The following is a 14128-nucleotide window of genomic DNA, read 5'->3' as shown; positions in this document are numbered from 1 at the left end:
TGTCAGGCTGCCGGGGTGGCGGTGCTCGGTGTCGACGGCTGGCGCGGGGCCTGGGTGGGAGCGCTGCTCGACGGCCGGTCGGTGCGGCTGCTCGCGCTCCCGGACGTCGCCGCCGTGCTCGCCGTGCCGGACGTCGAGGTGGTCGGCATCGACATGCCGATCGGCCTGTCGGACGACGGCGCCCGCACCTGCGACAGGGAGGCCAAGGCCCGCCTGGGGAGAGCCGGCAGCTCGGTGTTCCCCGCCCCCGTGCGTGCGGTGCTCGCGGCTCCCGACTACGCGCAGGCGCGCATCCTGTCCGTCCGCGCCACCGGTGGGACGTCGCTGTCCGCCCAGGCCTGGCAGCTGGTGCGTTCCATCGAGGCCCTCGATGACGCGCTCGGCGACCCACCGCCTGGGCACGTCGCCGAGGTGCACCCGGAACTGTCCTTCCGGGCGCTGGACGATCGGGTGGACGACCCGAAGGTCAGCGCGCGCGGCACGGCGCAACGGCTGGCCGCCCTCCGCCTCGCCATGGACGTCGACGGTGCGCTGCTGGACGCTCCTCCGCGCGTCCCGGCCGTCGACGCGCTGGACGCCTGCGCCGCCGCCTGGTCGGCGCGGCGGATCGCCGACGGGACGGCGGAGTGCGTCGGGGACGGCGCGACGGACGCCCGCGGCCGGCCGATGCGGATCTGCTGGTGACCTTCGCCGAGGTGGCCGACGGGGTGTTCGTCCGCCGGCACGCCGCCCTGGACCTCAACTGCGGCCTCGTCGTCGGCGACGGCGCCTGCCTGGTCGTGGACACCCGCTCCGACCTCGGCGAGGCCGCCGACCTGGTGGCCGCCGTCCGCCGGGTCACGCCGCACCCGTGGACGGTGGTCAACACGCACGCCCACTTCGACCACTGCTTCGGCAACGCCGCGTTCCGGCCGGCGGCGGTGTGGGGCGCGCGCGGGTGCGCCGCCGAGCTGCTCGCCAGCGGCGAGGGCCAGCGCGCCGCCCGGGTGGCCGAGTTGCTCGCCGACGGTGACGAGGACGCCGCGGAGCGGGTGCGGCGGGCCCCGCTGGACCCGCCCGACGCCGTGGTCGACGGCACGGCGGTGCTCGACGTCGGCGGCCGCGAGGTGGTGCTGCTGCAGCTCGGCCGCGGGCACACCGCCCACGACCTGGTCGTCGAGGTCGAGGCGGACGGCGACGCGACGGTGGTCTTCGCCGGCGACCTGGTGGAGGAGGGCGCGCCGCCGTCCTTCGAGGACGCCTTCCCCGCCGAGTGGCCGGCGACCCTGGGCCGCCTGCACGCCCTCGCCCGCGGGCCGGTCGTCCCCGGGCACGGCGCGGTGGTCGATGCGGCGTTCGTGGGCGCCCAGCGGGAGGAGCTGCTCGCGGTGCTGGCCGCCGTCCGCGCCGGGCGGCTCGACGCCGGCCCCTACGACCCGGCGACCATGCGCCAGGCCGCCGGCCGCCTCAGGTGATGCGGCGCAGGACGGGCAGCGGCAGCACCCGCAGCGCGGCCGCGACCGGCCGCGACGGCCACCCCGGCACGTAGGCGTGCGCCGGCTCACGCTCGACGGCGGCGGTGAGCGCGTCGACGCCGGTGTCCAGGTCGACGGTGGACGGCCCGCGCCGGCCGGCGTCCAGGTCGGTGGCGATGTGACCCGGCAGCACGGTGGTCACCCGGATCCCGGTGCCGAGGACGTCGGCCCGGACCGCCTCGGCGAAGGAGTTGAGCGCCGCCTTGCTGGCCCCGTACGCCGCCCGTGAGCCGCTCATCCCGCGCACCGAGGCGACCGGGGAGACGACGACGAGGTGCCCGGAGCCACGGCGGACGGGGCGGGGCACCCCGCCAGCATGCCGCCCCTCAGCGGCGGGTGAGCTCCAGGGCGTCGGCCGGGACGGAGTCCAGGTCGGGGCCCGAGGTGCGGGTCCGCTTGAGCTCCCAGAAGTCCGGCAGGTTGGCCAGCAGGACGGCGCCGTCGAAGGCCGTGCCGGCCGCCTCGCCGGTGGGCACCCGGCTGATCACCGGGCCGAAGAACGCCACGCCGTCGATGTGCATGACCGGGGTGCCGACGTCGTCCCCGACCGGGTCCATGCCCGCGTGGTGGCTCTTCTCCAGGGCCTCGTCGTACTCGGTGGAGCCGGCGGCCTGCGCCAGCTCGGCGGGCAGGCCTACGCGCTCGAGCGCCGGGGCGACGATCTCGTCGATCTCGCGGCCCTCGTGGTGGCGCAGCGTGCCCATGGCGGTGTAGAGGTCGCCGAGGACCTCCTCGCCGTGCTGCTGGGCCGCGGCGACGGCCACCCGCACCGGGCCGATCGCCTTGCGCATCATCTCCTGGTAGTCCTCCGGCAGGTCCCGGCCGCGGTTGAGCACCGCCAGGGACATGACGTGCCAGCGCAGGTCGATGTCGCGGACCTTGGCCGCCTCCAGCACCCAGCGGCTGGTCAGCCACGCCCACGGGCACAGCGGGTCGAACCAGAAGTCCACGCGGGCCTTCGCCGGCGCACTCTGCACTGCCTCGGTCACGGTGTCTCCTCGCTGTCGGTCGGTGTGCAGCCTCAAGTCGGGCGGCACGGTGGTTGTTCCCTCAACCGGGTCCGGGTGGGGCCGGAGCCCCCGTGGGAAGCTGCCCTGCGTGGCCGCCCCCAACCTGACCCGCGAGAACGCCGCCGCCCGAGCCCGGCTGCTGGCGGTCGACACCTACGACCTCCGGTTCGACCTCACCGACGGTGCGGGCCGCCCGGGCGAGCACACCTTCGGGTCGACGACGACGGTGCGGTTCACCTGCCGGGAGCCGGGTGCGGACACCTCCATCGACCTGGTCGCCGAGACCGTCCGCTCCGCGACGCTCAACGGGGTCCCGCTCGACGTGTCCACGTACAGCGAGGCGGGGGGCCTGCCGCTGCCCGGGCTGGCCGCGGAGAACACCCTGGTGGTGGAGGCCGACTGCCGGTACTCCAACTCCGGCGAGGGGCTGCACCGCTTCGTCGACCCCGAGGACGGGCAGGTCTACCTCTACACCCACTTCGAGCCGGCCGACGCCAAGCGGGTGTTCACCTGCTTCGACCAGCCCGACCTCAAGGCCACCTACACCGTGCACGTCACCGCGCCGTTCGACTGGCAGGTGGTGTCCAACACCGGCGGGCGCACCGTCGAGGCCGGCCCGGGCGGCGCCCAGCTGGTGCACTTCGCGCCCACCGAGCGGCTGTCGACCTACCTGCTGGCGCTGGTCGCCGGCCCCTACGCCCGGGTCACCGACTGCCACGAGGGCATCCCGCTGGGGCTGTACTGCCGCGCGTCGCTGGCGCAGCACCTGGACCCCGACGAGCTGTTCCGGGTCACCAAGCAGGGCTTCGACTTCTACCACCGCGTCTTCGACGTCCCGTACCCGTTCGACAAGTACGACCAGCTGTTCGTGCCGGAGTTCAACGCCGGGGCGATGGAGAACGCCGGCGCGGTGACCTTCCTGGAGGACTACGTCTTCCGGTCCCGGGCCACGCGGGCCAGGTACGAGCGGCGCGCGGAGACGGTGCTGCACGAGCTGGCGCACATGTGGTTCGGCGACCTGGTGACGATGCGCTGGTGGGACGACCTGTGGCTCAACGAGTCCTTCGCCACCTACATCTCCACGCTCTGCCAGGCCGAGGCCACCGAGTACACGACCGCCTGGACGACGTTCGCCAACACCGAGAAGGCGTGGGCCTACGCGCAGGACCAGCTGCCCTCCACCCACCCGATCGCCGCCGACATGGTCGACGTCGCCGCGGTGGAGGTGAACTTCGACGGCATCACCTACGCCAAGGGCGCCTCGGTGCTCAAGCAGCTGGTCGCCTACGTCGGCCGCGAGCAGTTCCTGGCCGGCATCCGCCGCTACTTCCGCGAGCACGCCTGGGGCAACACCACGCTGGCCGACCTGCTCGACCCGCTGTCGGAGGCCACCGGCCGCGACCTGTCGGAGTGGACGCGGCAGTGGCTGCAGACCAGCCAGGTGAACACGCTGCGGCCGGTCCTGGAGCTCTCCGACGACGGCCGGTACACCGCGTTCGCGATCACGCAGACCGCCGTCCCCGAGCACCCGGTGCTGCGCCGGCACCGGCTGGCCGTGGGCCTCTACACCGCCGGGCCGGACGGGCTGACCCGCACGCACCGCGTCGAGCTGGACGTCGACGGCGAGCGGACCGAGGTGCCCGAGCTGGTCGGCACACCGGCCGCGGACCTGGTCCTGGTCAACGACGACGACCTGACCTACGCCAAGCTGCGGCTCGACGACCGGTCGCTGGCCACCCTGCAGCGGGCGATCGCCACGATGCCGGACTCCCTGCCGCGCGCGCTGTGCTGGTCGGCGGCCTGGGACATGACCCGGGACGCCGAGCTGCCGGCCCGCGACTGGGTGGCCCTCGTGCTGGCCGGGGTGGACGCCGAGACCGAGATCAGCGTGGTGCAGTCGCTGCTGTCCCGGGTGCAGTCCGCGCTGGCCAGCTACGCCGACCCGCGCTGGGCCGACACCGGCTGGCGGGCGCTGGCGGACAGGGCGCTGGCCGCGCTGGAGGGCGCCGAGCCCGGCAGCGACGTGCAGCTGCAGTGGTCGCGCACCTTCGCCGCCGCGGCCCGCATCGAGGAGCACGCCGCCGTGCTGCGCGGGCTGCTCGACGGCTCGCGGGTGGTCGAGGGGCTGCCGGTGGACGCCGACGCCCGCTGGGCGTTCCTCAACGGGCTGGTCGCGATCGGCGCCGCCGGGGACGCCGAGATCACCGCGGAGGAGCAGCGCGACCCCACCGCGACCGGCGCCCGGCGGGCCGCGACCGCCCAGGCGCTGCGGCCGACGCCGGAGGCCAAGGAGGAGGCCTGGACGCGGGCCTTCACCGACGACTCCCTCCCGAACGCGATCCACGAGGCGATGCTGCAGGGCTTCTGGCACCCGGCCCAGCGGGCGCTCACCGCCGGCTACGTGGACCGCTACTTCGCCGACATCCGCCCGCTGTGGGACCGCCGCCCCGGCGAGGTGGCCAAGAACGCGGTGCAGTACCTCTTCCCGCCGGTGGTCGAGCTGCGCACCGTGCAGGCCGCCGACGCCTGGCTGGCCGACGGCGACCACCCCGCGCCGCTGCGCCGCCTGGTCGCCGAGGGCCGCGACGGCATCGCCCGGTCGCTGCGCGCCCGGGAGCGGGACGCCGCCGAGAGCGGCTGACCCGGCGCGACGGCGCGGCCCCGGGACCCCGCGTGTGCACCAGCGCACAGGGGATGGGCACGAATGGGCCTAGCCGCCGCCCGGGCAGCCGTCGACCATCCGGAGCACCAACCCCCAACGGAGAGGGACCCCATGTCGGTCGACGCACCCCCCACCTCGCAGGCGACCCCGGGCGACCGGACCGGTCGCGACTGGGGCATGTACATCGGCGGTGAGTGGGTCGAGGCCCTCGACGGCCGCTGGACGGACGTCACCTCGCCGTCCCGCCGCGGCACGGTGCTCGGCCGGGTCCCGCGCGCCGACGCCCCCGACGTCGACCGCGCCGTCCGGGCCGCCCGCGCGGCCCTCCCCGGCTGGGCCGCCCTGCCGGCGACCGCCCGGCAGAAGGCGCTGCTGGCCATCGCCGACGACCTGTACGCGCACGCCGAGGAGCTGGCCCGGCTCACCGCCCAGGACACCGGCAACGCGCTGCGCACCCAGGCCCGCCCGGAGAGCCAGACCCTCGCGCACCTGTTCCGCTACTTCGGCGGCGTCGCCACGGAGGTCAAGGGCGTCGTGCTGCCGGCCGGCGAGGGGCAGCTGCAGTACAGCGTCCGCCAGCCCGTCGGCGTGGTCGGCGCGATCCTGCCGTGGAACTCCCCGCTGATGATCGCCGGGATGAAGATCCCCGCCGCGCTCGCCGCGGGGAACACGATGGTGGTCAAGGCCGCCGAGGACGCGCCGCTGACCATCCTGCGGCTGGCCGAGCTGTGCGCGGCGCACCTGCCCCCGGGCGTGCTCAACGTGCTCACCGGCTTCGGCGAGGACTGCGGCGCGGCGATCACCGCCCACCCGGGCGTGGACAAGGTGTCCTTCACCGGCTCCACGGAGGTCGGCCGGATCGTCGGCGGCGTGGCCGGGCAGCGGCTCGCGCCGGTCTCCCTGGAGCTCGGCGGCAAGAGCCCGAGCATCGTGTGGCCGGACTCCTGCGACGACGCCACCGTCGAGGGCGTGCTGACCGCGATGCGGTTCACCCGGCAGGGGCAGAGCTGCACCGCCGGCTCCCGGCTGTTCCTGCACGAGGACGTCTACGACGAGTTCCTCGACCGGGCGGTCGCCCGGCTGCAGCAGATGGTGGTCGGCGACCCGCTGGACGAGGCCACCGACATGGGCGCGCTGATCAACCAGGACCAGTTCGACCGGGTCACCGGCTACGTGGCCGAGGGCCGGGCGCGCGACGACGTGTCGGTCGCCCTGGACGGCTCCGGGCAGGTGCCCAGCGGCCTCGACGGGTTCTACCTCGGGCCGACCGTCTTCTCCCGGGCCGACAACTCCTGGCGCCTGGCCCGGGAGGAGATCTTCGGCCCGGTCATGGTGGTCATCCCGTGGCGCGACGACGAGGAGGTGCTGGCCATGGCGAACGACAGCCACTACGGCCTGGCCGCCTTCGTGTGGTGCAACGACCTGGGCCGGGCACTGACCGCCGCGCACCGGATCGAGTCCGGGTGGGTCCAGGTGAACCAGGGCGGCGGGCAGATGGTCGGGCAGTCCTACGGCGGGGTCAAGGAGTCCGGCATCGGCCGGGAGTTCTCCCTCGAGGGCATGCTGGAGTCCTTCACCCAGATCAAGCAGATCAACGTGAAGGTCAACCCGGGGACGGCGACCCAGAAGCGCACCGCCACCCCCTGAGCCGCTCAGGCGCCGGTGCGGCCCACCAGCTCGCACCGGCGCCGGGCGACCTCCCGGCCCAGCTCCTCCACGACCAGGTGGGCCGCGGGGCGGCGCAGCACGCGCGGCGCGAGGGAGACCAGGTAGTCCAGCGGGATGGACACCTCGTCGGGGAACAGCCGGGTCAGGCCGGGTTCGCGGTCCCCGAGGAAGGCCGGCAGCAGGCCGATGCCGCTGCCGGCCTTGGTGGCCTCGACGTGGGCGAACACGTTGGTCGAGGCGAAGCCGATCGTGGAGTCCGGGAAGTACCGCTGGATGATGTGCAGGTCGGTGATCCGCATCAGCGGCTCGATGTAGAAGACCAGCGTGTGGTCGCCGAGGTCGTGCGGCGAGCGCGGCACCCCCCGGCGCCGCAGGTAGTCGGGGGCGGCGTACATGCCGATCCGGTACTCGGTCAGCCGGGCGGTGTTGCCCCGGCCGGTTCCCGGCTGGCCGACGACGACCTCGATGTCGGCGCCCACCGTCTGCAGCAGCGGGCGGGTCGCGGTCACCAGCTCGACGTGCAGCTCGGGGTGCCGGTGCTGCAGCCGGGCCAGCACCGGGGCGACGAAGTGGACGCCGAACGCCTCGGTGGAGCTGACCTGCACCAGACCGCTCAGCGGCGAGGTGCCCGCCGGGTCCTGCGCCCGGCAGCGCACGTCGGCCAGGGCCTGCTCGATGCGTTCGGCCGCCGCCACCACCTCGCGGCCGAGCTCGGTGAGCCGGCAGCCCTGGGCGGAGCGGACGACGACGGTGCCGCCGAGCTCCCGCTCCAGCCCGGTCAGGCGCCGGGAGACCGTGGAGTGGTCGACCCCCAGGGCCGTGGCCGCGCCCAGCAGCGTCCCGCACCGGGCCACCTCGAGCAGCACCACCGTGTCATCAGCGCGCAGCACCCGGCTCCTCCTCCTGTCCGTGAGCGGCGCGACGGCGTCGTCCCCGGGGGACGGCGACCGTCGTTGTGCGATTCTGCACGACCCCCGTGTGCAAGTGAGCATGGTCACATCAATCGGTTCGTGCCCACGATGATGCGCCACCGGGTCGGCCGGCCACTCGGCCGGTGGCGCGACCGTGCGGCGACGCCGGGGTGGCCGGCGACGGAGCGGAGGAGTCCCGATGAGCGTGGCCTGGATCGGCTTGGGGAACATGGGCGGCCCGATGGCCGCGAACCTGGTCGCGGCGGGGACCGCGGTGCGTGGCCACGACATCAGCGAGGCGGCCGGGCGCGCGGCGGCCGGGCAGGGCGTCGAGGTGGTCGGCAGCGTCGCGGACGCGGTGCGCGACGCCGACATCGTCTTCACCATGCTGCCGCGCGGCGAGCACGTCCGGGAGGTCCTCACCGCTCCCGACGGCGTGCTGGCCAACGTCCGCCCGGGCACCCTGGTCGTCGACGAGTCGACGATCGACATCGACCTGGCCCGCGAGCTGCACCGGACCACCACCGACGCGGGCGCCCGGTTCCTGGACGCACCGGTCTCCGGCGGCGTCTCCGGCGCCGCGGCCGGCACCCTGACGATCATGGTCGGCGGCCGCGCGGAGGACCTGGAGGAGGCCCGCCCGCACCTGGAGGTGCTCGGCGGCCGAGTGGTGCACGCGGGCGACGCCGGCAACGGGCAGGCCGCGAAGATCGTCAACAACATGATGTGCGGCGTCATCCTCGGCGTGACCTGCGAGGCCGCCGTCCTGTCCAAGCGCCTGGGCCTGGACCCGGCCACCTTCCACTCGATCGCCGCGAGCTCCTCCGGCGACTCCTGGGTGCTGCGCACCTGGTACCCCGAGAAGGGCGTCGTGGAGAGCGCAGCGGTCAACCGCGACTTCGAGGGCGGCTTCTCGGTCGCCCTGCTGCACAAGGACCTGGGCCTGGCCGTCAACGCCGGAGAGTCCACCGGCACGTCGCTGCCCTTCGTCACCCGGGCCCGCGACGCCATGGCCGCCCTGGTCGACGCCGGCCAGGCGGACCGGGACTGCACCGTGCTGGTGCGGCAGGTCGACGGGTCCCTGGACGCCCCGGCGGGCTGACCCCGGGTCACCGACGGCCGCATCGACAGCGAGGAGCGCCCCTGATGTCCGACCGCCCGCCCACCGACGAGGGGGCGCTGGACCCCAGCCTCCGGGTCGAGCACGAGCACGAGGCCGACCTGCCCTACCTGCGCAAGGTCGTCGGTGCCTCCATGGCCGGCACCGTGGTCGAGTGGTACGAGTTCTTCCTCTACGGCACCGCCGCCACCCTGGTCTTCGGGCAGCTGTTCTTCCCCGACACGGGCAACGAGCTGGACGGCGTCATCGCCGCGTTCGCCACGTATGCCGTCGGATTCGTCGCCCGCCCGCTGGGCGGCATCGTGTTCGGCCACATCGGTGACCGCATCGGCCGGAAGTCGCTGCTGCAGTTCTCGCTGATCCTCATCGGCAGCGCCACCTTCCTGATGGGCTGCCTGCCCGGGTTCGCCACCATCGGGTACTGGGCTCCCATCCTGCTGGTCACCCTGCGCTTCATCCAGGGCTTCGCCCTCGGCGGCGAGTGGGGTGGCGCGGTCCTGCTCGTGGCCGAGCACAGCCCGAACAAGAGCCGCGGCTTCTGGGGCTCCTGGCCTCAGGCCGGCGTCCCCCTGGGCAACCTGCTCGCCACCATCGTCCTGCTGGTGCTCAGCTTCACCCTCAGCGACGAGCAGTTCCTGGCCTGGGGCTGGCGGATCGGCTTCTGGCTGTCGGTGGTGATCGTGGTCATCGGCTACTACATCCGCACCCAGGTCTCGGACTCGCCGACCTTCAAGGCCGCCCGCGAGCAGGCCGAGAAGGAGGCGGAGGCCGGCTACGGCCTGGTCGAGGTGTTCAAGCACTACCCCCGCGGCGTCTTCACCGCCATGGGCGTGCGCTTCGCCGAGAACATCGTCTACTACATCGTGGTGACCTTCTCGATCACCTACCTGGCGTTCATCGGGGTCAACACCGACCGGATCCTGTTCCTGCTGCTGATCGGCCACGCGCTGCACGCGGTGATCATCCCGTTCATCGGAGCGGCGGGTGACCGGATCGGGCGGCGCCCGGTGTACATCTCGGGCGTGCTCGCCACCGCGGTCTGGCCGTTCATCGCCTTCCCGATGTTCGACACCCAGACCTCCGTCGCGATCCTCGGCGCGATCGTGCTCGGCCTCATCGCGCACGGCCTGATGTACGCCGGCCAGCCCGCGATCATGGCGGAGATGTTCCCGACCCGGATGCGCTACTCGGGCGTCTCGATCGGCTACCAGGCCACCGCCATCGTGGCCGGCTCCTGGGCGCCGCTGATCGCCACCTGGCTGTTGAACGAGTACAACAGCTGGGTGCCGATCGCGATCTACGTCACGCTGGCAGCAGCCGTGAGCCTGGTGGCCGCGCTCGCCATGCGGGAGACCAAGGGCGCCTCGCTCGTCGCGATCGACCGCGAGGACCTGCTGCGGATGCGCGCCGAGCGCGTCTGACGGTCGCGGGTCCTGGCTCACTGCCGGCAGTGAGCCAGGACCCGCGACGGTGGGCCCGGACGGGCCCGGGGGGCTCCTAGTGGGTGCGCAGGCCCCGCGGGTGGCCGGCCTGGTCGGACAGCTGGCGCAGCCCGTTGACGATGCCGCCGACCAGGTCGCCGGAGGCGAAGGCGTTGGTCATCGACAGCACGGCCAGCGCGCACGCCCGGTCGGGCAGCCGGCGGGCCGCACCGGAACCGGTGACCACCTCGACGACCCGCTGGCCGGGCGAGACGGCGAGCAGCACCGCGTCGGCCAGCTCGTGGGCGGAGTGCGCGGAGCGCTCGAAGAGCTCCTCGGCGCGGGAGCGGGTCTGCGGGCCCAGGTCGCCGATGTAGAGCGTGAAGCGCAGCCCGGTCTCCCGGGAGGACATGGTCAGCGCCTCGTCCAGGCGCAGCAGCTCCTGGTAGCTGAAGATCGAGTCCGGGGCCTGGGACTCGTCGGCGCGGGTCGGCATGGTGCCGGCCGTCGTCGCCGTGTCGTGCGACGTCGCATCGAGAACGCGGGTCACTTCCGGCCTCCGGAGGGGCTCGCAGGGGTGAGGGGGGCGGGCACGGCGGTCACCACGTCCCGCGGGCGCCGCCGAGGGGGCGGGCGGCGGACGCCGCCGAGGGCCCGGCGGTCAGGGCGCGCGTCGCGCCGTGGTGGCCGTCGCCGCCGAGCTGCGCCGCGCCCGACCGGCCGGTGGTGCCCTCGCCGCCCTGCTCGGGGAACAGCGAGGAGCCCAGCGCCGCGGCGCCGGTCCCCGGGGTGGCCGCGTGGCCGCCGCCGCCCCCGCCGGCGGGGTGCGGCTCGTACCAGACCGGCTCGTGCTCCCACGACTGGCCGGGCTTGTAGCGCGTCCTGCGCCGCCGGCCGGGGACCAGCGTGAGCAGGGCCAGGACGAGCACCAGGGCCAGCGGAGCCCCGGCGTAGACCAGGAGGGTCTCGGCGACGGTCACCCCCTCAATCTACCGGCCGTGATCAGTCCCAGCCCGGCGGATGGCGGTGCGCCCAGGGGCGGGCGGCCTCCAGCTGGGCGGCCAGGGCGACCAGCGTGACCTCGTCGGCGGGACGGCCGACCAGCATCGTGCCGACCGGCAGCCCGTCCGGCGTCCAGGACAGCGGCACGCTCACCGCCGGCTGGCCGGTCACGTTGAACACCGCGGTGAACGCGGCGTACCGCTCCTGCCGCGCGAAGTCCGCCGCGCCGTCCCCGTCGGCGTCGAACCAGCCCAGCGGGCGCGGCGTCATCGTGGTGACCGGCGCGAGCAGCACGTCGAAGCCGGCCGTGGCGGTGAGGAAGCGGCGCGCGAACAGCCGCAGCGCGGTGAGCGCCTCCATGGCCGCCTGCGCCGACAGCGCCAGGCCGCGGGCGCGCAGCTCCCGGGTCAGCGGCCGCAGCGCGCCGATGCGCGCCTGCGGCACCGGCAGCAGCGTCCCCGACAGGCTCCACACCCGCTCGAAGGCGGGCAGGACGTCGCCGTCGAGCAGCCCCGGGGGCACGTCCTCGACCTCGTGCCCGAGGTCGGCGAGCAGCCGGGCGGCGTCCTCGTAGGCGTCCTGCACCGCCGGCTCCAGCCCGGCGTCGGGCATGGGCGACTCGGTGTAGCGGCCGATCCGCAGCCGGCCGGGCGGGCGGCCGGCCGCGGCCAGGAACGTCTCCCCCGGCGGCAGCGGCGGCGCCCACTGCGCGTCGCCGGTCACCGGCCCGGCCATGGCGTCCAGCATCGCCGCGGCGTCCCGCACGGTGCGCGCGAGCGGCCCGTTGGTGCCCAGCCCGGTCACGTCGCCGCCCAGCGGCGCGTTGCTCACCCGGCCGCGGCCGGGCTTGATGCCGACCAGCCCGTTGACGCTGGCCGGGATGCGGATGGACCCGCCGCCGTCGCTGCCCTGCGCGAACGGCAGCATCCCGGCGGCCACCGCGACCGCCGCTCCCCCGCTGGAGCCGCCGGCCGACCGGGTGCGGTCCCACGGGCAGCGGGCCGGGCCGGCGAGGTCGTTGTCGGTGTAGCAGGGGAAGCCGAACTCCGGGGTGTTGGTCTTGCCGAGGCTGATGGTCCCGGCGTCGGCCAGCCGGGTCACCACGGCGTCCGTCACGGTGGGCACGTTGTCGGTGAAGACGGTGCAGCCGAACGTCGTCCGGACGCCGGCGGTGTTGTTGAGGTCCTTGATCGCGGTCGGGACGCCGAGCAGCGGGGGCAGGTCGCCGCCGCCGCGCACCCGTGCCTGCGCGCGGCGGGCCCGGGCCAGGGCGCGCTCGGGGGTCGGGGTGAGGAAGGCGCCGAGCCCGGCGTCGAGCGCCTCGATGCGGCGCAGCGCGTGCTCGACCAGCTCGACCGGGCTCACCTCTCCCGCGCGGACGGCGGCGGCCTGCTCGAGCGCGGTGAGGTCGTGCAACGCGGTCACGGTCGGCGACGCTAGCGGCGGCGGGTAGACAGGACGGCGTGGACCTCTCCCGCGCGGCCGCCGAGGCCTGCGACGCCACCGACCCGCTGGCCGGGTTCCGCGGGCGGTTCGCCGGTGCCGGGACCGACGGCCTGCTCTACCTGGACGGCAACTCGCTGGGCCGGATGCCGGCGGCGACACCGGCGGCGCTGGCGCGGGCGGTCGAGGAGGAGTGGGGGCGCGGGCTGGTCGGCTCGTGGCGGGAGTGGATCGGCCAGGCTGGCCGGGTCGGCGACCTGCTGGCCACCGGCGTCCTCGGCGCCCGCCCGGGCGAGGTGCTGGTCTGCGACTCCACCACGGTGGACCTGTACAAGCTGCTGGTCGCCGCCGCGGACGCCCGGCCCGGCCGCGACGTGCTGGTCTGCTGCGCCGACGACTTCCCCACCGACCGCTACGTGGTCGCCGGGGTGGCGCAGGCCCGCGGGATGACGGTGCGCGAGGTCCCGGCCGACCTGGACGAGGGGCTGGACCCCGCGGTGCTGGCCGGCGCGCTGGACGAGCGGGTCGCCGTCGTCGTGCTGTCGGCGGTCGCCTACCGGTCCGGGGCGCTGGCCGACGTCGCGGCGACCACCCGGGCGGCGCGGGAGGTGGGCGCGCTGGTCGTCTGGGACCTCTCCCACGCCGCCGGCGCGGTGCCGGTCGACCTGGCCGCGAACGGCGTGGACCTCGCGGTCGGGTGCACCTACAAGTACCTCAACGGCGGGCCGGGCGCGCCGGCGTTCCTCTACGTGCGCCGCGAGCTGCAGGAGCAGCTGCGGCAGCCGATCTGGGGCTGGTTCGGCCAGCGCGACCAGTTCGCCATGGGGCGCGCCTACGACCCGGTGCCCGGCATCGAGCGGTTCGCCGTCGGGACGCCGCCGGTGCTGGCCACGGTGGCCGTCGAGGTGGGCGCCGGGCTGGTGGCCGAGGCCGGGGTGGACCGGCTGGCGGCGAAGGGCCGGGCGCTCGGCGGGCTCGTCGTCGCCCTCGCCGACGCGTGGCTGGCGCCGCACGGGGTGGCGCTGGCCTCCCCGCGCGACCCGGCCCGCCGCGGGTCGCACGTCACGCTGACCCACCCGCGGGCCTGGCAGCTCACCCAGGCGCTGGTCGACCGCGGCGTGGTGCCGGACTTCCGCACCCCGGACCGCGTGCGGCTGGGTCTCCCGCCGCTGTACACCCGCTTCACCGACGTCTGGGACGCGATGGACCGCCTCCGCGAGGTGCTCGCCACCGGGGCGCACGAGGGCTACCCCGACGTGCGCGCCCGGGTGACCTGATCCCGACGGAGGGCGGGCCGACGCGACGAGCACGGCGTTCGGGAGGTGACCCGCCGAGGCCGACCGGTGCGCCGCCTCCCGGAGTCCATGATCGTCGCCG

13 protein-coding genes are annotated in these 14128 nt (G+C 75.0%); 7 read left to right on the top strand and 6 right to left on the bottom strand.

The genetic code is table 11. The features are described from left to right. Nucleotides 1–15: 15 nt before the first annotated feature. The gene (locus tag CHB98_RS08780) at nt 16–684 is read left to right on the top strand and encodes a DUF429 domain-containing protein (RefSeq protein WP_089305185.1); all 669 of its coding nucleotides are present in this window, start codon (nt 16–18) and stop codon (nt 682–684) included. Further along, a complete protein-coding gene (locus CHB98_RS08775) occupies nt 681–1454 on the top strand; it encodes an MBL fold metallo-hydrolase (RefSeq protein WP_245821023.1) in 774 nt (257 codons plus the stop codon). The genes CHB98_RS08780 and CHB98_RS08775 overlap by 4 nt, the downstream gene beginning before the upstream one ends. On the opposite strand, the gene CHB98_RS08770 is transcribed toward CHB98_RS08775, so the two are convergent. Then, on the bottom strand, nt 1447–1821 hold the full coding sequence (locus CHB98_RS08770) for an SDR family NAD(P)-dependent oxidoreductase (RefSeq protein WP_089305184.1): 375 nt from the start codon (nt 1819–1821) through the stop codon (nt 1447–1449). The two genes, CHB98_RS08775 and CHB98_RS08770, sit on opposite strands and share 8 nt — an antisense overlap. A gap of 19 nt (nt 1822–1840) precedes the next feature. Then, nucleotides 1841–2503, bottom strand: a complete 663-nt coding sequence (locus CHB98_RS08765) for a mycothiol-dependent nitroreductase Rv2466c family protein (protein ID WP_089305183.1) — start codon at nt 2501–2503, stop codon at nt 1841–1843. A gap of 109 nt (nt 2504–2612) precedes the next feature. On the opposite strand from CHB98_RS08765, the gene pepN reads away from it, so the two are divergent. Next, nucleotides 2613–5165 (top strand): aminopeptidase N, encoded by a 2553-nt coding sequence (pepN, locus tag CHB98_RS08760; protein WP_089305182.1) that lies wholly within the window; start codon nt 2613–2615, stop codon nt 5163–5165. Nucleotides 5166–5297: 132 nt separating this feature from the next. Continuing rightward, nucleotides 5298–6833, top strand: a complete 1536-nt coding sequence (locus CHB98_RS08755) for an aldehyde dehydrogenase family protein (RefSeq protein ID WP_089305181.1) — start codon at nt 5298–5300, stop codon at nt 6831–6833. Nucleotides 6834–6838: 5 nt separating this feature from the next. Here the strand turns inward: CHB98_RS08755 and CHB98_RS08750 are convergent, their stop codons facing one another. Next, nucleotides 6839–7744 carry a LysR family transcriptional regulator gene (locus CHB98_RS08750; RefSeq protein WP_218822299.1) on the bottom strand — a complete coding sequence of 302 codons (906 nt, stop codon included), beginning with the start codon at nt 7742–7744 and terminating at the stop codon, nt 6839–6841. 220 nt (nt 7745–7964) lie between these two features. Between CHB98_RS08750 and mmsB the strand changes: the two genes are divergently transcribed. Both mmsB and CHB98_RS08740 read left to right on the top strand, forming a co-directional pair. Further along, a complete protein-coding gene (gene mmsB / locus CHB98_RS08745; protein WP_089305180.1) occupies nt 7965–8867 on the top strand; it encodes a 3-hydroxyisobutyrate dehydrogenase in 903 nt (300 codons plus the stop codon). 44 nt (nt 8868–8911) lie between these two features. After that, nucleotides 8912–10306 carry an MFS transporter gene (locus tag CHB98_RS08740; RefSeq protein ID WP_089305179.1) on the top strand — a complete coding sequence of 465 codons (1395 nt, stop codon included), beginning with the start codon at nt 8912–8914 and terminating at the stop codon, nt 10304–10306. Nucleotides 10307–10382: 76 nt separating this feature from the next. Here CHB98_RS08740 and CHB98_RS08735 read toward each other — a convergent pair whose 3' ends face one another. The 3 genes from CHB98_RS08735 to CHB98_RS08725 all read right to left on the bottom strand — a co-directional run bounded on the left by CHB98_RS08735 (nt 10383) and on the right by CHB98_RS08725 (nt 12733). Then, entirely contained in the window at nt 10383–10802 is a 420-nt protein-coding gene (locus CHB98_RS08735) for a DUF5130 family protein (RefSeq protein WP_089305178.1), read from the bottom strand. A gap of 103 nt (nt 10803–10905) precedes the next feature. Next, a complete protein-coding gene (ctaJ, locus tag CHB98_RS08730; RefSeq protein ID WP_089305177.1) occupies nt 10906–11286 on the bottom strand; it encodes an aa3-type cytochrome oxidase subunit CtaJ in 381 nt (126 codons plus the stop codon). 22 nt (nt 11287–11308) lie between these two features. After that, nucleotides 11309–12733 (bottom strand): amidase, encoded by a 1425-nt coding sequence (locus CHB98_RS08725; RefSeq protein ID WP_089305176.1) that lies wholly within the window; start codon nt 12731–12733, stop codon nt 11309–11311. A 38-nt stretch (nt 12734–12771) separates the two neighbouring features. Between CHB98_RS08725 and kynU the strand changes: the two genes are divergently transcribed. After that, nucleotides 12772–14028, top strand: a complete 1257-nt coding sequence (kynU, locus tag CHB98_RS08720; protein WP_089305175.1) for a kynureninase — start codon at nt 12772–12774, stop codon at nt 14026–14028. The last annotated feature ends 100 nt before the right edge of the window (nt 14029–14128 follow it).

The organism is Geodermatophilus pulveris (assembly GCF_900188375.1).
In the GTDB taxonomy this organism is placed as follows: Bacteria; Actinomycetota; Actinomycetes; order Mycobacteriales; family Geodermatophilaceae; genus Geodermatophilus; species Geodermatophilus pulveris.
The sequence above is the reverse complement of the archived record's forward strand: the minus strand, read 5'-3'. Positions and strand labels throughout refer to the sequence as shown.

Bases quoted from the DNA above. Each gene is read 5' to 3' on its own strand.
- mmsB (WP_089305180.1), top strand. From the start codon at position 7,965: ATGAGCGTGGCCTGGATCGGCTTGGGGAACATGGGCGGCCCGATGGCC.
- CHB98_RS08735 (WP_089305178.1), bottom strand. From the start codon at position 10,802: ATGCCGACCCGCGCCGACGAGTCCCAGGCCCCGGACTCGATCTTCAGC.
- CHB98_RS08755 (WP_089305181.1), top strand. From the start codon at position 5,298: ATGTCGGTCGACGCACCCCCCACCTCGCAGGCGACCCCGGGCGACCGG.
- CHB98_RS08740 (WP_089305179.1), top strand. From the start codon at position 8,912: ATGTCCGACCGCCCGCCCACCGACGAGGGGGCGCTGGACCCCAGCCTC.